The sequence below is a fragment of the Streptomyces pinistramenti genome (assembly GCF_020564935.1).
Classification (GTDB): Bacteria; Actinomycetota; Actinomycetes; order Streptomycetales; family Streptomycetaceae; genus Streptomyces; species Streptomyces pinistramenti.
This window is the reverse complement of sequence record NZ_JAJCXB010000002.1, coordinates 118,446-141,368: the sequence shown is the minus strand read 5'-3', so window position 1 is coordinate 141,368 and position 22,923 is coordinate 118,446. Positions and strand designations below refer to the sequence as shown.

The 22,923-nt window shown below is 69.4% G+C and carries 20 protein-coding genes and 2 pseudogenes; 9 read left to right on the top strand and 13 right to left on the bottom strand.

Annotation, left to right across the window (positions count from 1 at the left end; translation table 11 throughout):
* The first annotated feature begins 123 nt into the window (after positions 1 to 123).
* Positions 124 to 975, top strand: a complete 852-nt coding sequence (locus LIU39_RS02160) for a DUF6214 family protein (protein WP_372463773.1) — start codon at positions 124 to 126, stop codon at positions 973 to 975.
* 15 nt (positions 976 to 990) lie between these two features.
* Here LIU39_RS02160 and LIU39_RS02155 read toward each other — a convergent pair whose 3' ends face one another.
* A complete protein-coding gene (locus LIU39_RS02155; RefSeq protein WP_227043906.1) occupies positions 991 to 1,635 on the bottom strand; it encodes a TetR/AcrR family transcriptional regulator in 645 nt (214 codons plus the stop codon).
* A 559-nt stretch (positions 1,636 to 2,194) separates the two neighbouring features.
* Positions 2,195 to 2,410, bottom strand: coding sequence for a hypothetical protein (locus LIU39_RS02150; RefSeq protein WP_227043904.1), 216 nt, complete (start codon positions 2,408 to 2,410; stop codon positions 2,195 to 2,197).
* A gap of 356 nt (positions 2,411 to 2,766) precedes the next feature.
* Here LIU39_RS02150 and LIU39_RS02145 point away from each other — a divergent pair, with 356 nt between their 5' ends.
* Positions 2,767 to 3,669, top strand: coding sequence for a hypothetical protein (locus LIU39_RS02145; protein ID WP_227043903.1), 903 nt, complete (start codon positions 2,767 to 2,769; stop codon positions 3,667 to 3,669).
* 51 nt (positions 3,670 to 3,720) lie between these two features.
* Here the strand turns inward: LIU39_RS02145 and LIU39_RS02140 are convergent, their stop codons facing one another.
* The 5 genes from LIU39_RS02140 to ctaD all read right to left on the bottom strand — a co-directional run bounded on the left by LIU39_RS02140 (position 3,721) and on the right by ctaD (position 8,992).
* A complete protein-coding gene (locus tag LIU39_RS02140) occupies positions 3,721 to 4,419 on the bottom strand; it encodes a nitroreductase (RefSeq protein ID WP_227043902.1) in 699 nt (232 codons plus the stop codon).
* Between the two features lie 39 nt (positions 4,420 to 4,458).
* Positions 4,459 to 5,031 (bottom strand): TetR/AcrR family transcriptional regulator, encoded by a 573-nt coding sequence (locus LIU39_RS02135; protein WP_227043900.1) that lies wholly within the window; start codon positions 5,029 to 5,031, stop codon positions 4,459 to 4,461.
* 191 nt (positions 5,032 to 5,222) lie between these two features.
* Entirely contained in the window at positions 5,223 to 6,857 is a 1,635-nt protein-coding gene (gene qcrB, locus LIU39_RS02130) for a cytochrome bc1 complex cytochrome b subunit (RefSeq protein ID WP_227043899.1), read from the bottom strand.
* Between the two features lie 42 nt (positions 6,858 to 6,899).
* The gene (gene ctaF, locus LIU39_RS02125; RefSeq protein ID WP_227043898.1) at positions 6,900 to 7,289 is read right to left on the bottom strand and encodes an aa3-type cytochrome oxidase subunit IV; all 390 of its coding nucleotides are present in this window, start codon (positions 7,287 to 7,289) and stop codon (positions 6,900 to 6,902) included.
* Positions 7,286 to 8,992 carry an aa3-type cytochrome oxidase subunit I gene (gene ctaD, locus LIU39_RS02120; RefSeq protein WP_227043895.1) on the bottom strand — a complete coding sequence of 569 codons (1,707 nt, stop codon included), beginning with the start codon at positions 8,990 to 8,992 and terminating at the stop codon, positions 7,286 to 7,288. The genes ctaF and ctaD overlap by 4 nt, the downstream gene beginning before the upstream one ends.
* Positions 8,993 to 9,376: 384 nt before the next feature.
* On the opposite strand from ctaD, the gene LIU39_RS02115 reads away from it, so the two are divergent.
* Positions 9,377 to 9,532, top strand: coding sequence for a DUF6131 family protein (locus LIU39_RS02115; protein ID WP_227043893.1), 156 nt, complete (start codon positions 9,377 to 9,379; stop codon positions 9,530 to 9,532).
* Between the two features lie 133 nt (positions 9,533 to 9,665).
* Positions 9,666 to 10,456, top strand: a pseudogene (locus LIU39_RS02110) (SDR family oxidoreductase).
* Between the two features lie 17 nt (positions 10,457 to 10,473).
* On the opposite strand, the gene LIU39_RS02105 reads toward LIU39_RS02110, so the two are convergent.
* Positions 10,474 to 11,340 (bottom strand): universal stress protein, encoded by an 867-nt coding sequence (locus tag LIU39_RS02105; RefSeq protein WP_227043892.1) that lies wholly within the window; start codon positions 11,338 to 11,340, stop codon positions 10,474 to 10,476.
* A 302-nt stretch (positions 11,341 to 11,642) separates the two neighbouring features.
* Between LIU39_RS02105 and LIU39_RS02100 the strand changes: the two genes are divergently transcribed.
* A complete protein-coding gene (locus LIU39_RS02100) occupies positions 11,643 to 12,185 on the top strand; it encodes a hypothetical protein (protein WP_227043891.1) in 543 nt (180 codons plus the stop codon).
* A gap of 103 nt (positions 12,186 to 12,288) precedes the next feature.
* Here LIU39_RS02100 and LIU39_RS02095 read toward each other — a convergent pair whose 3' ends face one another.
* From LIU39_RS02095 to LIU39_RS02075, 5 genes and pseudogenes are all read right to left on the bottom strand, one after another.
* A complete protein-coding gene (locus tag LIU39_RS02095; RefSeq protein ID WP_227043890.1) occupies positions 12,289 to 13,050 on the bottom strand; it encodes a GNAT family N-acetyltransferase in 762 nt (253 codons plus the stop codon).
* Between the two features lie 941 nt (positions 13,051 to 13,991).
* Positions 13,992 to 16,646, bottom strand: coding sequence for an ATP-dependent Clp protease ATP-binding subunit (locus LIU39_RS02090; RefSeq protein WP_227043889.1), 2,655 nt, complete (start codon positions 16,644 to 16,646; stop codon positions 13,992 to 13,994).
* 400 nt (positions 16,647 to 17,046) lie between these two features.
* Positions 17,047 to 18,777, bottom strand: a complete 1,731-nt coding sequence (locus LIU39_RS02085; RefSeq protein ID WP_227043888.1) for a SpoIIE family protein phosphatase — start codon at positions 18,775 to 18,777, stop codon at positions 17,047 to 17,049.
* Between the two features lie 108 nt (positions 18,778 to 18,885).
* Positions 18,886 to 20,331 (bottom strand): glyceraldehyde-3-phosphate dehydrogenase, encoded by a 1,446-nt coding sequence (locus tag LIU39_RS02080; protein WP_227043885.1) that lies wholly within the window; start codon positions 20,329 to 20,331, stop codon positions 18,886 to 18,888.
* Between the two features lie 177 nt (positions 20,332 to 20,508).
* Positions 20,509 to 20,747, bottom strand: a pseudogene (locus tag LIU39_RS02075) (phosphotransferase-like protein); the annotation flags it as partial.
* A 243-nt stretch (positions 20,748 to 20,990) separates the two neighbouring features.
* Between LIU39_RS02075 and LIU39_RS02070 the strand changes: the two are divergent.
* From LIU39_RS02070 to LIU39_RS02055, 4 genes are all read left to right on the top strand, one after another.
* Positions 20,991 to 21,806 (top strand): S1 family peptidase, encoded by an 816-nt coding sequence (locus LIU39_RS02070; RefSeq protein WP_227043884.1) that lies wholly within the window; start codon positions 20,991 to 20,993, stop codon positions 21,804 to 21,806.
* A gap of 107 nt (positions 21,807 to 21,913) precedes the next feature.
* Positions 21,914 to 22,189 carry a hypothetical protein gene (locus LIU39_RS02065; RefSeq protein ID WP_227043881.1) on the top strand — a complete coding sequence of 92 codons (276 nt, stop codon included), beginning with the start codon at positions 21,914 to 21,916 and terminating at the stop codon, positions 22,187 to 22,189.
* A 50-nt stretch (positions 22,190 to 22,239) separates the two neighbouring features.
* A complete protein-coding gene (locus LIU39_RS02060; RefSeq protein ID WP_227044222.1) occupies positions 22,240 to 22,431 on the top strand; it encodes a hypothetical protein in 192 nt (63 codons plus the stop codon).
* 253 nt (positions 22,432 to 22,684) lie between these two features.
* Complete coding sequence (locus tag LIU39_RS02055; RefSeq protein ID WP_227043880.1) at positions 22,685 to 22,894, top strand: hypothetical protein; 210 nt, start codon at positions 22,685 to 22,687, stop codon at positions 22,892 to 22,894.
* Positions 22,895 to 22,923 lie beyond the last annotated feature (29 nt).

Genomic DNA, 22,923 nt, shown 5'->3' with positions numbered 1-22,923 from the left:
GCTTCGGAGTGGCCCACTTGGGAGCTGCGAGCGTACGGCTCGGCCGCGCCCCCCGACGGTCCGAACGGCGCCCCCGACCTCGGCACCCCGTCGTCGCCCCGGCCTGACCCCTTGGCGCCCTGGGTGAGCGCCCGCCTCACCTTCGCCGACGGCGCCCGTATCGATGTGCTGGTCACGGTCTCGGACGACGCCATCACGGTGGAGGACCTGCGCGCCGACCCGCCGCTCGCGCTCGACGGCTTCGCCGCCCTCGCCCACTGGATCGAGGGCCCGCTCGACGACGCCTGCCGGCTCGCCACAGGCCGCCCCCGCAGGCCACGCCCAGTACCCGCACCCCCGGCAACGCCACGGGGTGAGTCGCTGACACAGGCGCAGACCGCGGCCCTGCCGGAAGGCGAACGGTCACCGGACCCCGCCCCGGAACCGGAACCCCGTCCCGAGCCGGCCCAGGAGCACGAGGCGGCAGGGGAGGCCGTCGCGGCCGGTGGAATCGCGGCTCCCGCAGCGGCCGCGACATATGGCGCGGGAGAACTACGGGCCGCACCCGCCACCGACCCTGCCGACGCCACCTCCGACACCGATCCACGCGTCGACACCAACAACGGCCCCGGCGTCAACAGTGACATCAGCACCAACACCAACACGAATGCCAACAGTGACACCGTTACGGGCACCACCGCCTCCGCCGGAACGGCTGCCGTACCCGAGGCCGGCACCCCTGTCGCTACGGAGCCCGAGGCGGCCGCTGTCGTCGAAAGTGCCCCGGATTCCGCGGCCGTACAAGGTGCGGTCCGCGTGCGGGGCAGGGAGCGGTGCAAGGCCGCGGCGGACGCGTATCGGCAGGCACAGCGGGACGGCCGGGATCCGGTGGCGGCCGTGATGGACGCCACCAGGCGCAGCCGGCGCCGGTCACTGAGACTGATCGCCGCGGCCCGCGACGCGGGATTCCTGGCGCCACGTCACAACAAACGCTAGGGTCTTCCGCCCGGATCAGGGAGCGGAGTCGCGCGACGGCATCCCGCCGGACGGGTACGCGTCCGGCGGGAACCCCAACTCCCAGGCCAGCCCGTACCGTTGGAAGAGCTCGGCGCGCAGGCGGGGCAACGGTGTGGGTGCACCGGGCAGCAGCAGGGGAACCACCGCGCCCATCAACAGCGCGCGCAGCAGTGGGTAATCGGCGTCCGGATCGGTCGAGCCGTACGCCACGACCGTCTCGCGCAGCAGCTGGGCCAGCCGCTGCTGCTCGGGGCACTGGATGAACCCGTCGGCCGTCAGGATCCCCGCCATGTGGGTCCGCATCAGCAAGGGATGATCGCGGGTCAGCCCCAGGATCGCGTCGATGGCCCGCGCCAACAGCTCGCGCCCCGCCGAGGGCCCGTCCGGTCGCGGCTCCCGTTCCAGCGCCTCCTGGAGCGTGAGATGCATCAGCCGGTGCACGGCGGATTGCAGCAGCTGGCGCTTGCCGGGGAAGTAGTACGAGATCAGTCCGCGGGCCGCGCCCGCGCGTTGCGCGATGTCCCCGAGCGTCGTCGCCTCGTATCCGCGTTCACCCACAAGATCAACGGTCGCCTGGAGCAGCCGCTCGCGGGAACGCCGCCGCAACTCTTCATTGACCGATGGGCTGCGGGGGGACATGCTGTAACTCCTGCGTTGACTGGCTCGGAGCCAGTATACTCGGGGCGTCGCCGGATGCCCGTCTGCCCGAGGCACGGGATCCGGCCGAGCCACCTGATTCGGGCGACGCGGGGGATCGCCCGAAGCGGGTGGCATCACGGTCGGCCTCTTGACCTCGCGTGACGGGGGTCGGGAGGCCGACCCCCGCCGATGGCGCCGGCTGATGGCGCTGACTCTCGCCGGCGTCGATTCGCGCCGATCGTTCGCTCGTCATCCCGCTCGTGACGAGGGGCGTCCTTCCATTCGGTTCCTGTGTCACCGTGGTCGAACGGTTCGCCGGGTAGCGGCAGTTGAGGGAGGCCGGGCCGCAACGTGACGGGGCAGGCCCCCCGAGGCGGGAAGCTTCCGGTGTCGCGAGCAGGGTGACGGCGGCCAGGAGGACCAGCTGTCCAGGTGGCGGGCCTGCGACGCCCGGCGCCAGACGTGCTCGATCACGGTCAGGCCCCCGATGTCACACAGGACTCTCCCGGCGGCCGGGTCGATTCGGATCGGGCCGGGATGATCCCCAACACCGCGCTCATCATGGGCTCTTGTGTGTCCGTGGGGTGGGGCGGGCGGGAGCAGCCGACGGGGGCCCGGGGAGTACGTCGCGGCGTGCATCGGGTGCCCTGACGGTCCGGTCCGGCGCCGTCAGGTCCGTGAGCAGCGACGGGAGCCGCTCCAGGGCGAGACTGTTGCTGCCGTCGCTCAGCGCCTGCTCCGGGGACTTGTGGGCCTCCGTGAAGAGGCCGGCCACCCGACCGTGCTCGCGGCGCGGGCGAGGGGCGGGATGAGCTCGGGCTGCCCAGGCGCCCCCCCACGCGCCGCGCCCCCGCGCTGCCGAATCCCCCCGTCGCGCGCAGACGCTCATCCGCACGGCCCCCGCCACCGCACCTCCCTGAACGCGACGCAACCAGCCCTGGAATGCGCCGGCTTCGGCCCCGCTGTCTGCACCGACAGCGTCATGTGCAGCCCCGGCCGCACCCCTCGATCAGGCGTGCGGGACGGCTTTCGGCCCGACCGCGGCTTGATGTGCAGTAACCGCATCAGCGGGCGATTCACCTGGGCAGACTACGAACGGACTTGATCGATCACGCCCCGTACGGAGTGCCTGTGGCGCGCAACAACGACCTCATGACAGCCCTCGTCGACACCCGCAAAGCACTGACCGACGATGTCGCAGCACTCAGTCAACGCCTCGACGAAACCCGCAGAGAGCTGCACCAGGCCCTCACCACGGAAACCGCCGCGCTCCACGACGGTGAGCGCGAGACCCGCGACCACGTCCGTGGCACCTGCACCGCCCTCACCGACGCGACCACGGCCGTGGCGGCGACACGGCAGGAGATGCAGGGCATCCGGGATGCCGTGGCCGCGTTCCAGGAATCCCTCGACGAACTCGTGCGGCGCACGACGCACCCGGCTCAGGGAATGCCCGCCCCCGTTGTGGAGGAGCGCCCCGTGGAGGCGCTGGAGACACCTCCTGATCCGGCGGCCTCCCCCGAGCCGTCACCTGACGGAGAAGCAGGTCCCACTCCCGAGCCCGTGGATCAACTCGTCCGAGAGGCAAGGGAGTACGCGGCCCACGACCTTTCCGGCGGCCCCGCCGGCGAGTCCCCGCAGCCGTCCGAGCCCGTGGCCCATGGCGCGCTGATGCTCAGGGCGTCCAAGGTGGGCAGCGTCTTCCTGGTCTGCCACCGGGACGCCTGGGAATTCGTGGCCGAACGGGCGGGGCGACACGAGCACTTCGGCAGCACTCCCACCGTCACGGACGAGGGCAACGGCCGTGTCAGCGCAGTCCTCTCCGGCCGTTCGCTCATCGGCGTCCTCATCTGCCTCCGTGAGACGGGCCGGGCCCATCACCTCGACGGCACCTGGGCCATGGCGACCGGCTTCTACGACCGCATCGCCGAAGAACTGCGCCGGGCCGGTCCCTGCGGCGCGGCTCCCCTCACCATCACGTTCGACGACGGCATCGGCGAAGCCCCGGCAAGCACACCGTCCGCCGACGAGTGAGCCTGTTCCCTGCTCGACATCATGGGCGCCGTTTCTCCGATCCGCTCGGTTCTATTCGGTGAAACGGGTCGTCTCGCTCAGGTCCGCGCGGGGGATGGTGATGCCGTTCACCGGAGCGGATGGTTCCGCGTAGCCGAAGGAGACGCCGAGCAGCAGTTTGCGGTCCTCCGCGACGCCCAGGGAGCGGCGCACCGTGTCGGCGTAGAAGCTGAGGAGGCCCTGCGGGCAGCTCGCTATGCCATACGCCGTCAGGGCCAGGAGCAGCGTCTGGGCGTACATGCCGATGTCGGCAGCCATCCGGACCTCGGCTGTGGGCGGCAGGAACAGCAGGGCGACGTGCGGGGCACCGTAGAAGTTGAGGCTCTCGGCGTCGTACGCGGCGCGGGCCGTGTGGTCGGCGCGGTGGATGCCCAGGGCGTCGTACATGGCGGCGCCTGCCGCGCTGCGGCGCTTCTGGTGGAGGTCGCTGTACATGTCGTCGCGATAGGGGAAGTCGGGAGTCCTGTGCGCGGCGGCGTGGGCGGTGAGGAGGTCCGCGCTGAGCCGGTCGCGGGCGGCGCCGCTGACCACCTCGGCATGCCAGGGCTGGGTGTTGGAGTTGGAGGGCGCCGCGCCTGCGAGGGAGAACACGGCGCGGAGGGTTTCCTGCGGCACGGGGTCGGGACGGAAGGCGCGGATGGCGCGGCGGCCGCGGATGAGCTGCTCCGCGTGGGCGCGCAGGGTTGCGGTCGAGGTGGGGGCGGTGGCCATGGCGTTGTCGTTCCTCGTTCGGGTGCGGGGCTGCCGGGCTTATCGGTCCATGAAGGACCGGATGAGGCGTTCCGCGGCTTCCTTGAGCGCCGCTGCGGACCGTTCGGCGGAGAAGATCTGCGTGCTGACGTTGGCGCCTTCCACCAGCATCTGGAGCATGTAGGCCAGGCCCTGGGGGTCACGGACCGGCAGTGGTGCGACCAGTTCGGCCAGCATCTCCAGGTACTCGGCCTTCAGTGCGCCGGCCGTACGGTGCACGGGATGGTCGCGGTCGGGGAATTCGACGCAGGCGTTGGCCAACGGGCAGCCGCGGAAGCCCGGTTCGCTGATCCGGTCCGCGAGGGCGTCGATCACGTGGCGCAGCTGGGCCTTCGGGTCATCGGGACACGCGGCGCGCGCCGCGTCCAGCCAGGCGTGCGAGGGTGCGGCCTGCGCCTGCACGTAGGTGACGGCGAGCTGTTCCTTGGACTCGAAGCTCCGGTAGATGCTCGGTTTTCCGACACCGGAGCGCTCGGCGATCTCGGCGACGCCGACCGCGCGGATCCCCTCCCGGTAGAAGAGATCGCAGGCAACACCCCAGACCCGCTGCCCTGTTGGTGACCGCACTTCCATGGGTCGTGCCTCCCTGGTGTCCCCGGACGCGCACGTGAGCAGCGCGGCGTACCGTTCGGTACTAGCGGAACGACCTTCACCGTACCGATCGGTACGGTGAAGGTCAACGTCAGATGGGTGAGGGGGTGTGGACGCGCGCGTCGTTCGCCGGTTGGTGGTCCGGTGCCTCAGTGGGCGCGTCGACCGATGCGTCAGAGGTCGTCGTGGGTTGGTCCGGCCGTCCTGGCGGCGATCTCCCTGCGCTGGTCTTCGGAGGCCGGCATCTCCACCGTGTCCTGGTAGAACCACCGGCTGAGCGCTGACCGTAGGTGTTCCGTCCGGCGCAGCGGGCCTCCGGCCGGGGAGGGCGGTAGGGGGCGAGAGCTCTCGCGCACCAGCAGGGTGCAGCGCACCGAAGTCGACAGCGCCACGTGCTCGTCTTCCATCCGGCCTTCGATGAACTGATGGATCTGCCCGGTCTCATCCCCTTCGACAAGACGCTTTCGATCGTGATCCTGAAGCGCCAGGCACAGACGCTTCGTGACCATGAAGGCAACGGGCGGAGCCAGCACGAGAGCGCCCCGGAACGTCCACGTCAGGGAATTGAGCGAGATGTCGAATGTCTGCGCAATGACGTCGTTTCCGCCCGCCAGGAGCAGCACGGCATAGAACGTCACGCCGGAAACTCCCAGGCCCGTGCGGGTGGGGCGATTGCGGGGCCGCTCGCACAAGTGATGTTCGCCGGTGTCGCCGGTGACCCATTTCTCGAAGAAGGGATACGCGTACAGGCACAGGAAAATGAGGCCGGGGAGCACGACGGCAGGTACCAGCACGTTCCACATGACGGTGTGGCCCCACAGGTTCGTTTCAAAGGGCGGCATCAGCCGCAGGGAACCTTCCAGGAACCCGATGTACCAGTCGGGCTGTGAGGCCGTGGACACCTGGTCGGTCCGATAAGGGCCGTAGTCGTACACGGGATTGATCTGGGCCAGCCCGCCGAGCAGTGTGAGTACCGCGAAGACCATGAAGAACAGGCCCGTGGACTTCGCCATGAACTGCGGATACATGGGTTGTCCCACGGCGTTTCTGTTCGTCTTTCCGCGCCCGGCCCAGTGTGTGTGTTTGAGGTGGACGACCAGGATGAGATGCGCTACCAGCAGCGCGATCAGGATGCCCGGTACCAGGAGAATGTGGGTGACGTACAGCCGGGGGATGATGTCCGTCCCCGGGTATTCCCCACCGAAGGCGAAGAAGGTCAGATAGCTGCCGACGATGGGAATCGACTGCATCACGCCTTGGGCAATTCGGAGGCCCGTTCCTGACAGGAGATCATCGGGCAATGAGTAGCCGCAAAACCCTTCCAAGAGGGCGAGCATGAACAACGTGACGCCTACTGACCAGTTGATTTCACGGGGCCTCCGGAAGGCTCCTGTGAAGAAGATCCGCAACATGTGCACGCCGATAGCTGCGACGAATACAACGGAGCCCCAGTGGTGGATCTGGCGGATGAGAAGTCCGCCGCGAATCTCGAAGCTGATGTGCAAGACCGAGGAGTAGGCATCGGTCATGCGGATGCCTCGAAGGGGCACGTAAGGACCGTGATACGGGCTCTCGGACATCCCGGGATGGAAGAACAACGTCAGATAGACGCCCGTCAGCAGCAGCACCAGGAAGCTGTACAGTGCCAGTTCGCCGAGAAGAAATGACCAGTGATCGGGGAACGCTTTTCTGAGCAGACCCTTCCCTGCCTCTGCTGCGGGCAGACGCCCGTCAATCGACGTGAAGGCACGCCCGAACACGTCGCGCGCGGCATTTCGTTGTCCTGTCTTCTGCCGAGCGAAAAGCATCCACAGTCTCCAATCGACGCACCGCCATGCCGTGCCGTGCTGTCACGATCCGAGGTCGTTGTGCTGGAAGGTGAAACCGGCGATCCCCGCGGCGAGTACGCCGACCCCGATCAGGAAGAGCCACAGCCCGTAGACGATGCCGAGCCCGAGCAGAGCCGAGCCCGCGGCGGTGAGAACCGGGTAGTAACTGCGGGGGGAGAAATTCCCGAGCGGGCCGGCGGCTTCCTCGATCCGGACCTGCTTGCGGTCCTGTAGCCGCTGCCCGCGCCGTACATGCTGGGTCCAGAAGAAGAACGAGATCAGGGCGGACATCAAGAAGGCCACGATGAGCGCCGCGAGCCCGGCGGGCTCCCTTGCCAGCCAGCCGTACACAGTGGCTGTGATGGCGAAGAACAGGGTGACCCCGGCGAAGACAAAGGACTCCGCCTTCATCGGTCCACCTCGCTATCTCCGGAGTGTGGTGGTTCGTTGTGCGATGTTCCGGCCGGGGATCCGACCTCGGGGTGATGGAGGTCAAAAGCCGGCGCTTCCGAACGGATGCGAGGCAGCGCAACGAAATTGTGCCGAGGCGGCGGGCAGCTCGTTGCCCATTCGAGAGATCTGCCCCACCCCCAGGGGTCGTCCATAGAGACCTTTTCCCCGTACCGGCTGGTTCTCCAGACGTTGTAGAGGAAAGGAAGCGTGGACAATCCCAGGAGGAAGGCGCCGGCGGATGAGATCGTATTGAGCGTGGTGAAGCCGTCGGCTTCCAGGTAGTCGGCGTAGCGGCGGGGCATGCCGCTCTCGCCCAGCCAGTGCTGTACGAGGAAGGTGCACTGAAAGCCGACGAAGAGCGCCCAGAAATGAATTCTGCCCAGCCGTTCATCGAGCATGCGGCCGGTCATCTTGGGCCACCAGAAATAGAATCCGGCGAAGGTCGCGAAAACGATGGTGCCGAACAGTACATAGTGGAGATGGGCGACGATGAAGTAGCTGTCCGTCATGTGGAAGTCCAAAGGCGGCGAGGCGATCAGCACTCCGGAGAGGCCGCCCAGAAGAAACGTCACCAAAAATCCGATCGACCACAGCATGGGTGTCTCGAACGACAGCGAACCATGCCACATGGTGCCGACCCAGTTGAAGAATTTTACGCCTGTGGGCACGGCGATGAAGAAAGACATGAGCGAGAAGAAGGGGAGGAGTACGGCGCCCGTGGCGAACATGTGATGGGCCCACACCGTAGCGGAAAGGCCGGTGATCGCGGCAGTGGCACCGATCAGCGAAATATACCCGAACACCGGAGTTCGGCTGAAAACCGGAAGGATCTCCGTCACGATCCCAAAGAAAGGCAAGGCGACGATATAGACCTCGGGGTGACCGAAGAACCAGAAGAGGTGCTGCCACAGCAACGCTCCACCGTTCGCCGCATCGAATACATGCGCACCGAATTTCCGATCGGCCTCCAGTACGAGCAGGGCGGCCGTGAAGACCGGGAAGGCCAGCAGGGCGAGAATGGAGGTGAAGAGCACGTTCCAGGTGAAGATGGGCATACGGAACAACGTCATGCCGGGTGCTCGCAGGCAGACGACCGTGGTGATGAAATTGACGGAGCCCAGGATGGTGCTGAGACCGGCCACGGCCAGGCCCATGGTCCACAGGTCGGCTCCCGTTCCGGGTGTCCGCACGGCGCCGTTCAGCGGAGCGTAGGCGAACCAGCCGAATGATGCGGCACCGTTCGCCGTCAAAAACCCCGAGACCACCATGAGCCCGCCGAACAGATACACCCAGTAAGTGAAAGCGTTGAGACGTGGAAACGCTACGTCGGGGGCACCGATCTGGAGGGGCATGACGACGTTGGCGAAGCCGGTAAAGGTAGGGGTCGCGAACAAAAGCATCATGATCGTGCCGTGGATCGTGAACAACTGGTTGTACTGTTCATTGGAAACGAATTGCAATCCAGGCCGGGCGAGTTCCGCACGCATGGCCATGGCCAGCAGGCCGGCGAACAGAAAGAAGGAGAAGGAGGTCGCCAAATACATGTTGCCGATGACTTTATGGTCGGTCGTCGTCAACCAGCCGAGCATTTTCCGGCCGGTCCGTACCCTCTGCTCCGGTGTGGAAACGGCCTCGGCCGGTTCATTCTCCGTTACGTACATGGCGCCTCCGGGATGCAATGTCAGGCCATGCCTCATCGGGCGGCGGCCTGAGTCCGTGCGTGGCTCCCTGTTCTGCCCTCGGCCTGGGTGCCGGGCGGCGCCGGACGATGGAAGCGTCGCCATCCTGGCGGGCGCGTAACGCCCCTGTGCTCCGCCACGCCGCGAGGGCGGCGGGGCGGGGTCCGACTGGGCGCTTTGTCGGGTAGTTCGCCTGTCGGATCAATGCGGCAACGGAGCCCGAGCGTCAAGCGGCAAAAATTCCACTTCCTTCAAGGGATTTCGTGGAGTGGGAATCATGAAATCCCTTCGGTAAAAGGGTTTTGCGAAGGCGACAGATGAGGCATCGCGCGGTAGAATTAACTACGGAATCAGGAGGTTGCCACCGTGATCATTCTCGGAATTATTCTCCTCGTCATCGGATTCGTCGCCGGTATTTCGATCCTGTGGACGATCGGTTGCGTGCTGGTCGTCGTCGGAGCGGCACTCTGGATCATGGGATCCCTGGGGCACGCGGTAAGGGGCCGGCGCCACTACTGGTGACGGGGGCGAGGGCTTGGCATCGTGCCGTGGGACGGCCGGGTGGCGGCGTCACGTCCGGCCGAAGAAGAGAGCAGCCTTCTTGCGGGGCACAGCGGTTGCCGGCATCGGGGGCTGCACTGGACCATCCCCTCCCATGAACGCCACCGATGAGAACCAGGTAGCGACCTCCGGCGGATCCCGTCCGCTCGCGCTGGTGACCGGCGTGGGCCGGACCGTCGGCATCGGCGCCGCCGTCGCCCGTCAACTGGCCGGTTCGGGCTGGGACATCGCCTTCACGTATTGGACCCCCTACGACAAGCGCATGGCCTGGGGCGTGGAACGAGGGGCAACCGGCGCGATCGTCAGTGCTCTGGCTGCGCACGGCGCGAGGACGGCGGCGATCGAAGCGGATCTTATCGATCCCGACGCCCCGCGCGGATTTTCCAGGAGGCGGAACGCCGGTTGGGCGGTATCACCGCCCTGGTGATGTGCCACTGCGAGTCGGTCGACTCCGGCCTGCTCGACACCACCGTCGAGAGCTTCGACCGGCACTTCGCCGTCAACGCACGTGCCGTCTGGCTGTTGATCCGCGAGTACGGCCTGCGCTTTCGCGGCACCCATGGAGCGGGCCGGATCGTCAGCCTCTCCAGTGACCACACCGTCGGCAACCTTCCCTATGGTGCGAGCAAGGGGGCCCTGGACCGCATCACCTTGGCCGCGGCCCAGGAATTCGCCCACCTCGGCGTCACCGCCAATGTGATCAACCCCGGGCCTGCCGATACGGGTTGGATGTCCCAGGAGGAGCAGGAGAGTTGCATCGGCCGGCCGCCGCTCGGGCGCCTGGGCACCCCGCGGGACGCCGCACACCTCGTGGACTTCCTGTGCTCACCACAAGGCCAGTGGATCAATGGCCAACTCCTGAAGAGCAACGGCGGCTTCGATTAACACCCCTGCCTCGCAGTTCATTCGTGGGGGACGACCGCCACGGGGCACGGGGCGTGATGGGCCGCGGCGTGGACGACGTGACCTATGGGCGGGCGCAGTGCCCGGTGTTTGTGCCGGCGGCCCACGACGAGCAGGCCCGCATCGTCGGCGCAGTGCAGCAGTGCGGGGGCAGCGCTCTCCATCATGACGCAGTGCTCCACGGGCACGTCCGGGAAGGTCTCCCGCCAAGGACGCAGCGCCTCGGTGAGCTCCCACTGGGCGTCCTTCGTAGCCATTTCCACCGCGTACGGTTCCACGCCACCGCCGCGGTTGTACGCGTATGCGGGGAGGTGCCTGCCGAGTACGGCGCGCAGGGGGACGCCCCACCGCGCCGCGGTGTCGAAGGCGAACGCGAGCATCGCCTCGCAGGGTTCGTGCAGGCTCGCGCCCACCACCACGCAGCCGTTCCGTGCGGTCGATTCGGGGTTCTGCTGGGCGCGGACGAGGATCGTGGGGACATCGGAGTGCGACATCGCCTGAAGCCCCACCTCGCCGAGTACGTAGCGGGCCATCGGGGTCGCGTCCCGTGAGCCGAGGACGAGGAGATCCGACCGTCCAGCGGCATCCAGCAGGGCTTCCAACGGGTCCTTCACCACCAGTTCGTCTTCCATGGGGAGTTCGGGGCAGCGCGCCTGGACGGCGGCGCGGGCCTCGTGCACGATCCGACGGGCCCAGGCGGCCTGCTCGTCGTCATCGCCGGAGTGCGGCGCTCCGTGTGCCCGCAGCGCCCATGCGTGCAGCAGCCGCAGCCGGGCATGACGCAGACCGGCCTCCCGGGCGGCCCACTGGGCGGCGGACAACGACTCGGGTGTGCCGTCCAAGCCGACGGTGATGACGTTGTTCATGGTCGCGCTCCGTGTTCCTCGACGATCGCCAAGGCTGTTGCATCCTCGGGAGCGCGGGCTCCCGAGCGCCCACGTTCCTCCGCCGACTCGGCGTGCCTGTGCACGAACCGGGTCTCCTTCATTGTCCTTCGCCCGAACCCACGGGTCATCCGGTGGAGCGGTGAGGCGGCAACGGGCGGGGAGCAGGGGCGGCCGGTGCAGGGTTGGCGGCCACGGCGGACGGATCGCGCAGCGCTGAAATGGCATATGCCAGTAGGAAACTTTTGTTGTCGTGAAGCTTTATGGGAACTATGGTTGTCGTCATGAAGCCGACTGAGACGGATACCACCGACGCGGAACTGGTAGCCCTGGACAAGGCCCTATACGACGCACTCAACCCACTCGCCTCGGCTCTGCGCGCCCGGTCGACCGGGCTTCCCGTGGACCGCATGTGGGACGCGGATCCCGCCGAGGTGGCGCTGTCGGTACTCGCCGCCTGGAAGGTGGTGGATGTGGAGGTCGGGCGGTTGGCGGCGCAGGCCGCTCGCACCGCAGGTTCCTACGGCGCGAGCTACGAACAGATGGGAGCCGCTTGGGGGATAACCCGGCAGGGCGCACGCAAGAAGTGGCCCGAGGCCATCGACAGGCCGGCCTCCGAGGGCAAGCGGGAGCCGAGCACCGTCGAACTCTTCGGCGGGACGGCCGAGTTGTCCTGGAGTCCGGCGTGCGGTGGCTGGCGGTGGGCCGGGCATGGCGCGGACGGTATACGGGGGGAGGCCGAGGCCACTTCTTCCTTCGGTACCAAGGAGGAGGCCGCCGCGCACGCAGGTGCCTTCCTGAAGGAGCATGCTGCCGACCGGGCCTGAAGCGGTGTAGCGGTCCTGAAGTGGCCCTGGACGGGACTGCCTTGGCAGGGTCGGTGCAGCTCGGCCCGTGGCGGCCTCGGTGGGGGCCGCTGCCCGCTGCTGGTCAGCGGGCAGCGAGGTGTGCGGTTACGCAGGGGTCTTCGTTGCGGTAGCCGAGGCGGGTGTAGAGGCGTTCGGCGGGGGCGTTGTCGGCGAGCTGCCAGAGTGTGCAGAAGCCGTGACGGTGCACGGCGTACCGGGTCAGCCACGAGGTCAGCCCGGCGCCGAGACCCTGGCCGCGCTGTCGGGCGTCCGTGGCGACCGATGCCATCAGCGGGGCGCCGCTGTCGCGCAGGGTGCTAAGGGCGCCGCAGGCCACCAATCGGCCGTCTGTGTTGCGGATGCCCGCCCACAGGCGTACGTCGGACGAGCCGGGGCCGGTCGAATGGGCGGGGCTGTGCTCGCTGAGGAAGGCGCGCAGCTCCTCGTGCTGAGCCGGGCCGAGCGCGACCACTCGCTCCTCGGCTCGCTGGACGGGCGGTGCCTCCGGCGTCCAACGGAAGACCCACTCGACTGCGGAGGTCACCGGAAGATGGCGGGCGATCAGCGCGTCGGTACCACGAGGGCCGGTGAACTCCCGCACACCATCGGGAAGTTCATGCGCGGCGCGCAGGACGAGGCCGGCGCAGGCGTCCGGTCGGCCGACGCTCCAGACGTGCCCGCGGCCAGCGTCGAGCCAGGCCGCGGCGCCGTCGCCGGACCAGCTGATCCGGCCCGCGGGGCGCGGCCGCGCGGCGCCGAAACGCAGCAGGGCGGAACCGGTCTGGAGCTCCAGGCCCTGAGTGAACAGGTCTGCCGTCGGGGGGAGAAGAGTCGTTGTGTGCATCGTTCTCTGGGGAAGGGCGTCAGGGGAAGGCGACAGTCCGGGCGCGCGCGGGACGCGACCGACACCGTCTGAGGTATTGGGGATCCGGCGGCGGCTGCACACGTGGCACGCCCGGCCGACCGGACGAACACTCTTGCACACTGCCCCAGGGCCAGGGCAAATTCGTCACCTATGGGCGGGACGGACCCGGGCGTGGCGCGGCCTCGGGTGGTGGGGGAGTGGAGGTCTGTGTCTCCGACGTTCTCCGCGCCGTGATGGGCGCAGTTGCAGCGGTGCGCCGGGCGACGTACTGGCCCCGGATCCCGTGCACGGTGCCCGTGCGCCCCGGGGAACGTCCGGCTGCCGACCCGTCGCTCCCCCCTCGATCCTGGAAGGCGGCCAACTGTCGTCGGACCGGCGGGAAGCGGACGGCAGCGGGCGCCGGCCAGCACACGGCCGGCTCCCCGGAACTGCCCGGGAAGGTGACGGCAGCGCGAGCCGACCACTACGCGGCCGGCTCCCCGGATCTGCTCAGGACGGGCCCGGTCTCCGGTGTGGCGCCGGCAGTTGTCGGAACAGGCGCATGGCATGGGCATGGGCCGCCCGTAGCCCTGACCCGGGTGCAGAGGAGGTGGCCGGGGTGGCGGATCAGAGCGCCGAAGCCGGGAGTGGCGAGGAACTGCTCCAGGGATTCCTGGCGGATGTGCACCGCAAGCCTCCGATGGGGCTGCCCTCCCTGGCCGACCGACCGGTATGCTGCGAGGCTCGGTGGGGTGCGGGTGGTGGCCTATCTCGTCGACCTCCAGCCGGAAGGTGACTGATCAGCCGACAGCGGCAGCCGGGGGATGCCTGATCAGGGGCCTCCGCCGTGCCGACCACCGATACCGACCACCGATACCGACCACCAATGTCGGCCGCAGATGCCGAGCAGGAGCTTCGACGCCGGTCAGGGACTTCTGCGGTCAGGGACTCCCGGAGGTGCCCTCGGTCCCCTGGGCGGCGTCCCGCCCGTCGGCACCCCGACCGGCACCGCCCCGCCCGTCCTGGCCGCGTTCCTGGTCAGGAGTGCCGCGGCTGGTGTGGAAGGCCGGTCTGTCGTCCTCGATCTCGACGCGTACGTGGTCGCCGGAGGACAGGGCCCCGTCGAGCAGTAGCCGGGAGAGCGCGTTGTCGATCTCGCGCTGGATGGTGCGCCGCAGCGGCCGCGCTCCGTATTCCGGCTGGTGGCCCCGACGGGTGAGCCAGTCGACGGCCTCCGGTGTGAACTCGATCCCGATGTCCTGGGCACGGAGCCTGCGGCGCGTCGACTCCAGCAGCAGACTCGTGATCTGGCGCAGCTGTTCGTCCGTGAGCCGCCGGAAGACGATGATCTCGTCGAGCCGGTTGAGGAATTCCGGGCGGAAGTGCTCGCGCAGGGTGCCGAGCGCCCGGTCCCGCGCCGCATCGCCCGTACCGGCGGCGCCGTCGCCGGGGCCGAAGCCGACGACCCCGCGGCCGCCGCTGAGCGCGTCGGAGCCGAGGTTGCTGGTCATCACGATGACCGTGTTCTTGAAGTCGACCGTGCGGCCCTGCGAGTCGGTCAGATGCCCGTCGTCGAGTACCTGGAGCAGCATGTTGAAGACGTCGGGGTGGGCCTTCTCCACCTCGTCGAGCAGCACCAGCGAGTACGGGTGGCGGCGTACGGCCTCGGTCAGCTGCCCCGCGTCCTCGTGGCCGACGTACCCGGGAGGCGCGCCGACCAGCCGGCTGACGGTGTGCCGCTCCTGGTATTCGCTCATGTCGAGCCGCACCATGCGCTCCTCGCTGCCGAACATCGCCTCGGCCAGCGCGCGGGCCAGCTCCGTCTTCCCCACCCCCGTCGGGCCGAGGAAGAGGAAGCTGCCGATCGGGCGCTGCGGGTCGGAGAGCCCGGCGCGGGAACGCAGGATCGCCTCCGAGACGGCGTCGACGGCGTCGTCCTGCCCGATGACCCGCGTGTGCAGACGCGCGTCGAGGCCCAGCAGCCGGGTCCGTTCCTCCTCCGTCAGGTTGCTGATGGGGATGCCGGTCTGCCGCGACACGATGTCCGCGATGTCCTCGGCGGTGACCTCCACGATCCGGCCGTCTCCCGAACCCTCTTCGGCGCCCGTGCCCGCGCCGATCCGCTCGGTGAGGTCGGCGATGCGGTCGCGCAGCTCGGTGGCCCGTTCGTACTGCTCCGCGGCGACGGCCTGGTCCTTGTCCCTGACCAGCTGTTCCGCCTCGCGCTTGAGTGCCTGCACGTCGGTGGTCGAGGTGCCCGACCGCAGCCGGACCCGGGCGCCCGCCTGGTCGAGGAGGTCGATGGCCTTGTCCGGCAGGAAGCGGTCGGTGAGGTACCGGTCGGACAGTTCGACGGCCGCGAGCAGCGCCTCGTTCGTGTACCTGACCTGGTGGTGCGCCTCGTATCTGTCCTGCAGACCGCGCAGGATCTCGACCGTGTCGGGGACCGAGGGCTCGGGTACGAGGATGGGCTGGAAGCGGCGGGCGAGCGCGGCGTCCTTCTCGATGTGGCGCCGGTACTCCTCCAGCGTGGTGGCACCGATGACGTGCAACTCGCCGCGGGCCAGGGCGGGTTTGAGCATGTTGCTCGCCTCCAGGGAGCCGCCTTCCGAGCCGCTGCCCCCGGCCCCGACCATGGTGTGCAGCTCGTCGATGAAGACGATCAGGGAGTCCGCGTGCGCGCGGACCTCCTCGATGATGTTGTTGAGCCGCTCCTCGAAGTCGCCGCGGTAACGGGTACCGGCGACGACACCCGTCAGATCCAGCGAGACGACCCGCCGCCCGGCCAGGATGTCGGGGACTTCCCCGTCGGCGAGGCGCTGCGCCAGGCCCTCGACGATCGCCGTCTTCCCGACGCCGGCGTCGCCGACCAGGACCGGGTTGTTCTTGCCGCGCCGGGAGAGCACCTCGATCGTCTGCTCGATCTGCTGCTCGCGGCCGATGACCGGGTCGATACGGCCCGACCTGGCCAGGTCCGTCAGGTCGCGGCTGTACTTGTCGAGGGTCGGCGTCTCGTGCCGCGCGGCGGGGCTCTGCTCGGGTCCTGCGGTCTGATGGCCGAGGCCCCCTTGGTGCCCGAAGCCGCCCTGTGGGGTGGCCTGCGGGTCGAAGCGGAAGACGTTCAGGATGCGGCCCGCGGCCGAGTCCGGATTGGCCGCGAGCGCTTCGAGTACGTGCTCGGGGCCGATGTAGGACGCGCCGCTGCCCAGCGCCAGGTCGTGCGCGCCCAGCAGGGCCCGCTTCACCGCCGGCGTGACGGCGACGCGGGACTGCTGCGGTCCCGTCCCGGCGCTGCGGTCGATATCGTCCGCCAGCGCGTCGGGATCCGCGCCGGACTGCCGCATCAGGCTGCGCGTCGGTTCGGCCAAGAGCGCGGCCCGCAGCAGGTGCTCGGTGCCCAGCTCGGTGCTGCCGTGATCCGCGGCGTAGGTGGCTGCGGTGGTGACCAGGTTCCGGGCGCTCTCGCTCATCAGGCGGGCGATGTCCGCCTGCCGTGGCGTGCGGCCCGCCTCGTCGGGGCGGCCGAAGAATCGTCCGAGGAAGTCGCCGAACGGGTCCGGGTCGTAGCCCCCCGGACCCATGAATCCGTTGCTCATGTGTGTCCGTTCCGCTGTCACGGTGCCGCGACATGCTGCGTCTCGGGTTCCTTGCGCTGCTGCCCTCGCGGGTGCCCGGGTGGAGCCCGGCCACACACCCGTACCGCTCCGCGGCGCCTCCGACTGCCCGCGCCGCGCAGGCCCGGCGTACGCCCTCCACTGCTTCAGGATCAGGGCCACGACGGCGCTCCGCACGCGGGCGCCGCGGCCGGGCGGCCGGAGGCAGGTCCCGGAGGCCGGGCCGTACGGCGGTCGGGGGCGTCGGGACGTTGCGGGCCGGGGCACGTGGCCGAGCGGCGCAGGTTACGCAGCGTGACGCCATGCCGGGCCGGAAAGCCCAGGTGTCAGCCAGGTGTTGGGCTTCCCGTGTCGCGCCCCACGTCACCTGCCGGCCGGCCCGTCAGCTCCGCTCGCCCGTCTGTCCCGCCGTCGGTCCGTCCGTACGGATGCGGGAGGCGAGTACGGCGATGTCGTCCTCCGCGTCCGTGCCGAACCGGGTCAGGACCTCGTCCAGCAGGTCCTCCAGGCGTCCGCTCGCGGGTACCCGCAGTGACGCCAGCCGTTCGACGGACACGTCGATCGCTTCGTCCCTGCGCTCCACCAGGCCGTCGGTGTACATGAACAGCACGGTTCCGGGTCCGCACGGCAGCACCTGGGTCTCGTACGATCCGTAGCCGGTGCCCAGGGGTGGGCCGACGGGCAGCTCGGCGATGCGTGCGCCGGCGCCGTCCGGATCGATGAAGACGGGGGGCAGGTGCCCGGCGCTGGCCACCTCGCACACCCCCGCGAGCCGGTCGACGACCGCGATCAGGCAGGTGGCGGCGCGGTCGAGCCCGGAGCGTTCCACCATGGTGTCGAGCCGCTCCAGGATGCGGTGCGGCGGCTGCTCGTCCTCGGCCAGCAGGCGCAGCAGGGAGCGGTAATGGCTCATGGCGACGGCGGCCTCCACGCCGTGCCCCATCACGTCGCCCATGACCTTGAGGTGGCGGCCGTCCTTGAGCGGGATGACGTCGAACCAGTCCCCGCCGACCAGCACATCGCGTTCGGCCGGCAGATAGCGGGTCGCGATCTCGATGTGGGGGTGCTGGCCGCGCGGTTCGGAGAGGAGTGCGCGCTGGAGTTCCAGGGCGATGCCGTGCTCGTGCGCGTACCGGCGGGCGTGTTCGAGGTCGACGGCCGTGCGTCCGGCCAGCTCGCGGGCGACGACCACGTCCTCCTCCTCGGTGAAGGCGGGGGAGTCGCCCGTGCGGCCGATTCCGAGTACGCCCTGCGGGTTTCCCCGTGCGGTGAGCGGGACGACGATCATCGAGTGCAGCCCCAGGGCGCGGTAGACGGCGGCCCGCTCCGGCGCCGGGCCGGACCGGCTGAGCTGTTCGCCGGTGGGATGGGCCAGCACCGGCTGGTTGGTCGCCAGGGAGCGCTGTACGACCGAATCCTCCTGGTAGTCGATGTACTCGCCCGGCTCCTGGAACATGCCGGTGACGGCTTCGCGGAGGCCCGGGGCGACGGCCAGAGCGGCGCGGCGCATCCGGAGCACTCCGGGTGGCGGGCGGCGCACGGCGTGGCCGATGTCCGGCGGGAAGACCTCGACGGAAGCGACATCGGCCAGCGTGGGCACCACGAACTCCGCCAGCTCCCGGCAGGTGGTGTCGATGTCCAGGGTGGTGCCGATGCTGGTGGCTGCGGTGTCCAGCATCGTCAGGTAGCGCCGGGTGCGCTCCAGGTCTTCCCGCTGGTGAGCGGCCGAACTGACCTCAAGGACCACCCCGATCAGGCCCAGGCAGCTGCCGTCCGCCTCGATCCGGTAGTAGCTCCCGCGCCAGTACCGCCGGTCCCGTCCCGTCAGGTCACGCGTCAGGCCGCTGAACGTCGTGTCGCGGGGCCGGCCGTCGCGGAGCACCGCCCGGAGCACGTCCTGGCGCTCGTCGGAATCCGGCAGTACGGCGGCGATGCTCCGGCCGATGTGCTCGTCGGCCGACAGGCCGTTGATGAGCGCCTGCGCCGGGTTGACGTAGAGGTAGCGCAGGCCGGTGTCGAAGAGGGCGACGCCGTGCGGCGCACCGTCGAAGAGGGTGGCGAGAGTGGATCTGCCGAATGGCAGCGGGCTGCCTGCGTTCGCATCGGCCTGCACGTCAACCTCCTGAGGCGGGGCACGGACCACCCGCTGCCCGGTCAATCGTCGAACGATCACCGCCGCGGCGCATCCGCGCCCCGCCCCTGGACCTGAGTGCTGCCGGGATCAGACCGCCGGCGCCGGGTAGGTCGGGTACTCCACTCCGGAGACGTGCTGGACGACGCGGATGACCTGGCAGGAGTAGCCGAATTCGTTGTCGTACCAGAGGTAGAGGATCGCGTTGTCGCCGTCGACCATGGTGGGGCCTGCGTCGACGATCGAGGCGTGGCGCGAGCCGATGAAGTCGCTCGACACCGCGTCGGGGGCGGTGGTGAAGTCGATCTGGCGCTTGAGCGGCGAGGTCAGCGACACGTTGCGGAGGTGGTCGAGCACCTCGTCGCGGGTGGTCTCGCGGCCGAGCCGCAGGCTGAGGATCGCGATCGAGACGTCCGGTACCGGGACGCGGATGGAGCTGCCGGTGATCGGCGCGTCGAGGTCGGGCAGTGCCTTGGCGACGGCGGATGCGGCGCCGGTCTCGGTGATGACCATGTTGAGCGGCGCCGAGCGGCCGCGACGGTCCGCCTTGTGGTAATTGTCCAGCAGGTTCTGGTCGTTGGTGAACGAGTGGACGGTCTCCACGTGGCCGCGCAGGACGCCGTACTCGTCCGCCATCGCCTTCAGCGGCGGGACGATCGCGTTGGTGGTGCAGGACGCGCAGGACAGGATCTGCTCGTCCGGCTTGATCGTGTCGTGGTTGACGCCGTGCACGATGTTCGGGACGTCGCCCTTGCCCGGCGCGGTCAGGACGACCTTGTCGATGCCGGGGCGCAGGTGCTTCGACAGGCCCTCGCGGTCGCGCCACTTGCCGGTGTTGTCGATGAGGATGGCGTCCTTGATGCCGTACGCCGTGTAGTCGACCTCCGACGGGTCGCCCGCGTAGATCACCTTGATCTCGTTGCCGTTGGCGATGATGGTGCTGTTCGCCTCGTCGACGGTGATCGTGCCCTGGAACTGACCGTGGATGGAGTCGCGGCGCAGCAGCGAGGCGCGCTTGACGATGTCCTGCTCGCCACCCTGGCGGACGACGACTGCGCGCAGCCGCAGCCCGTTGCCCGATCCGGCCTTCTCGATGAGCAGGCGGGCGACGAGCCGGCCGATGCGGCCGAAGCCGTAGAGGACGACGTCGCGCCCCTCGCGGCACTCGATCTTGTTGGCGCCCGTGGCGCCGGCGACGGCCTCGGCGGTGAACTCCGCCACCGACAGGCCGCGGTCGTCGGCCCTGTGGGTGGCGGCGAGCATGCCGATGTCGACCTGTGAGGGGCCGAGATCGAGCTCGGTGAGGGCCTGGAGGAAGGGCAGGGTCTCGGTGACCGAGAGCTCCTCACCGGCTATCTGGCGGGCGAATCGGTGGCTCTTGAGGATGCTGACCACCGACTTGTTCACCAAGGAGCGGCTGTGCAGCAGGACCGTGACGTCCCTCTCCCGGTGCAGCTTGCCGATGATCGGGATCATCGACTCCGCGATCTCCTCGCGGTTCTTCCAGTTGGTGAACGAGTCGTCATTGACAGTCACAGATTTAACTTTCGAGCTAGGCGGTGCTCATATGGTAGCCGCTCGCTTTTTCGGTCGGGCAAAGGGTGCCGGGGGAGCGGGAAGCCGGGGTCGCAGGCGTCGGGCGTCCTCGCCGGTCGCCGTGTCATCGAACCTGGTCGTCGCGGGTCAGCTCTGTCCGGGGGGCCGTCAGCGGGGTCCGGCGACGGCACGGTGGAAGCCCCTCCAGGTGCGTCGCAGAAGACGGGGCAGCTCGTCGGGGAGACCTCGCGGCGGGACCGCATCGCGTGGAAGGCGTCCACGGGCAGGTGGAAGTACGGCTCGTCCAGGATCCGCAGCAGCTCCCTCGCGATACTGGACCTACCTGAACTGGACGTCCCGTTCAGGAAGATGATCCGCCCGCTCCCGGCCCCGGTCGGGACCGGTCCAGGACGCAGTCGGCTCGGGCACGCGGCTCTCCTCACCAATTCCGGGCACGGACCGGCTCCTTCACTGCTGACGGCGGCATCTGATCATCATGGGCCCCTCAGCGGGGCCCACGGCAGGTCATCGCCCCGGGGGCTGTCCCCATGAAGCAGAGGCCCGTTGCCCGGATGGCGCGGCGGAGCGTGAACGCGCAGGCTGGACGCGTCCGGAAGGCCGGTCGAAGGGACAGCAATGCCACTCGAAGGGAAAGCTTTGTGTTCAGTCTGAAGCGGGTGCGGCGTCGTGCGGTGCGGGCCACCGGTGTCGTCGCGCTGGCCGGCGCGGTGTGCGCCACCATGATGACCGGCAGCGCCGGCGCGATCGTCAACGGGAAGGATTCCACGGCGCGTTACCCGTTCATGGCGACGGTCCCGGTGTCGGCCCCGAAGGTGTTGGACGACGGCGTCTGCGGGGCGTCGCTGGTCGATCCGCAGTGGGTGCTGACGGCGGCCCACTGCGTCGATCCGACGCTGGTGAAGCCGGACGGCATCGTCCGCATCGGCAGCGGGCAGCGGAAGTCCCAAGGAACGGTCCGCGCCATCGACAGGACGGTCACGCACCCGGGCTACGCGCTGGGCCGGCCCAACCGGAACGATGTCGCGCTGATCCGCCTGGACCGCCCGGTGACCGAGCAGCCCATCCGGATCGCAGGACGGCCCGGACCGCCCGGCACCCCGACCCGGCTCCTGGGCTTCGGCACCGTCGTCGACACGACGGACCTCACCAAGGTGGTGTTCCCCGACCGGCTCCAGGAACTCGACACCCGCAGGGGCGCCGACACCGAGTGCGCCCCGGGCTACGCGGGCAGGACCCGGCTGTGCACGGTCAGCCGGGTGCCGGACGCCATGGCGTGCTTCGGGGACTCCGGCGGACCGCAGATCCAGCGGGGCAGGGGCGGGCGGTGGGAGCTGATCGGCACCACGTCCGGCCCCGGCGCCCCCGACCTGCCCTGCGTGGGCGGGCCCGGCCTCTACAGCAGCGTGCCCGCCTACGCGGGCTGGATCCGGAAGACGATCGCCGGGAACGGCTGACCACGGCCGCCATCGGCGAGCTGTTGGACCAGGGGCTGCGGACCCGGTTGGTACCCGGCCGTTCAGCCCGTCCGCCGGGCGTAGCGTAAGGGCGCAAGGAGGTCATCATGGACGCCACCCTCAAGACCGTCATCGGCGGCCGGCTCGTGGAACTGCCCGGCACCATCGCGGCCATCCGCGACACCATGGACGCCGGCCGGGCCGCCGAGTTCGACCGCGACATCGCGCACGTACCCGCGCCCGAACTCCCCACCGTCCTCGTGCGCTGGGCCCTGGCCGCCACCGGCGCCGACGACGAGGACGAGGCGCTCTTCGAACGCCTGGCCCGCGGCGAGGACATCGGCGCCGCCGAAACCGGCGCATCCGGCCCGGAGTTGACGTGAGCCGCTGCCGCATCCAGTACGCCCCGCCCGCCGACCAGGCCCGCCACGCGATGCCCCGCCCCCTGCGGGACACCTTCGACACCGGGATGCACGCCCTGGCCGCCGATCCCTACGGCCACCGCTCCGCCCCGGTCAGGGCCGACGACGACCGTCGCGAGGCCACCGTCGGCGGCGTCGTCGTCCGCTACTACGTCAGCGCCACCGTGCTGACCGTCACCGTCGTCCGCGTCGTCTACCTCTGAGCCGCCCCGCCGCCCAACGGCCGGGCGGCGCACGGAGGTTCCGGCGCCGGCTGCGGGCCGTGGCCGCATTCGTGCGGCCGCCCGGTCTGCCCTCGTAAGCCCGTTCACCTGCGGAATCCGGCCACCGGAACGCTTTCTGCCATTCACCGGCAACTCCGCCGCAGCGCCCCCGGGCTCGGGCTACACAGGAGGGCGGGGGGACGTCCCTGCCTGCGGGCGAGGGCGCCCATGGTCCGACGGGAGGTCAGGGCGATTGCTGACGATCAATATGGCGGTACTGCTCGCCATCATCGTGTTCCTGCGGCTGCGCCGCCGCACGCAGTCCAGAAGCCGGCGCGACGAGAAGCTGACCGTCCTCATCGTGCCGGCACTCGGGGTGCTGATCGCCCCGACGGCGGTGGGACACGGGATCCTGGACTTCCTGACGCAGCTCGTGCGCGGCATTTCGCGCGCCGGCCAGTGATGCCCCCGCACGACGCGCGGGCCCCTGCC

What these genes read in the sequence shown, in the direction of transcription:
- LIU39_RS02140 (WP_227043902.1), bottom strand. Translation starts at nt 4,419, where the DNA reads ATGGCCACCGCCCCCACCTCGACCGCAACCCTGCGCGCCCACGCGGAG.
- LIU39_RS02090 (WP_227043889.1), bottom strand. Translation starts at nt 16,646, where the DNA reads ATGAGCAACGGATTCATGGGTCCGGGGGGCTACGACCCGGACCCGTTC.
- LIU39_RS02155 (WP_227043906.1), bottom strand. Translation starts at nt 1,635, where the DNA reads ATGTCCCCCCGCAGCCCATCGGTCAATGAAGAGTTGCGGCGGCGTTCC.
- LIU39_RS02095 (WP_227043890.1), bottom strand. Translation starts at nt 13,050, where the DNA reads ATGCACACAACGACTCTTCTCCCCCCGACGGCAGACCTGTTCACTCAG.
- LIU39_RS02100 (WP_227043891.1), top strand. Translation starts at nt 11,643, where the DNA reads ATGAAGCCGACTGAGACGGATACCACCGACGCGGAACTGGTAGCCCTG.
- LIU39_RS02135 (WP_227043900.1), bottom strand. Translation starts at nt 5,031, where the DNA reads ATGGAAGTGCGGTCACCAACAGGGCAGCGGGTCTGGGGTGTTGCCTGC.
- qcrB (WP_227043899.1), bottom strand. Translation starts at nt 6,857, where the DNA reads ATGCTTTTCGCTCGGCAGAAGACAGGACAACGAAATGCCGCGCGCGAC.
- LIU39_RS02065 (WP_227043881.1), top strand. Translation starts at nt 21,914, where the DNA reads ATGGACGCCACCCTCAAGACCGTCATCGGCGGCCGGCTCGTGGAACTG.
- ctaD (WP_227043895.1), bottom strand. Translation starts at nt 8,992, where the DNA reads ATGTACGTAACGGAGAATGAACCGGCCGAGGCCGTTTCCACACCGGAG.
- LIU39_RS02105 (WP_227043892.1), bottom strand. Translation starts at nt 11,340, where the DNA reads ATGAACAACGTCATCACCGTCGGCTTGGACGGCACACCCGAGTCGTTG.
- ctaF (WP_227043898.1), bottom strand. Translation starts at nt 7,289, where the DNA reads ATGAAGGCGGAGTCCTTTGTCTTCGCCGGGGTCACCCTGTTCTTCGCC.
- LIU39_RS02060 (WP_227044222.1), top strand. Translation starts at nt 22,240, where the DNA reads ATGCCCCGCCCCCTGCGGGACACCTTCGACACCGGGATGCACGCCCTG.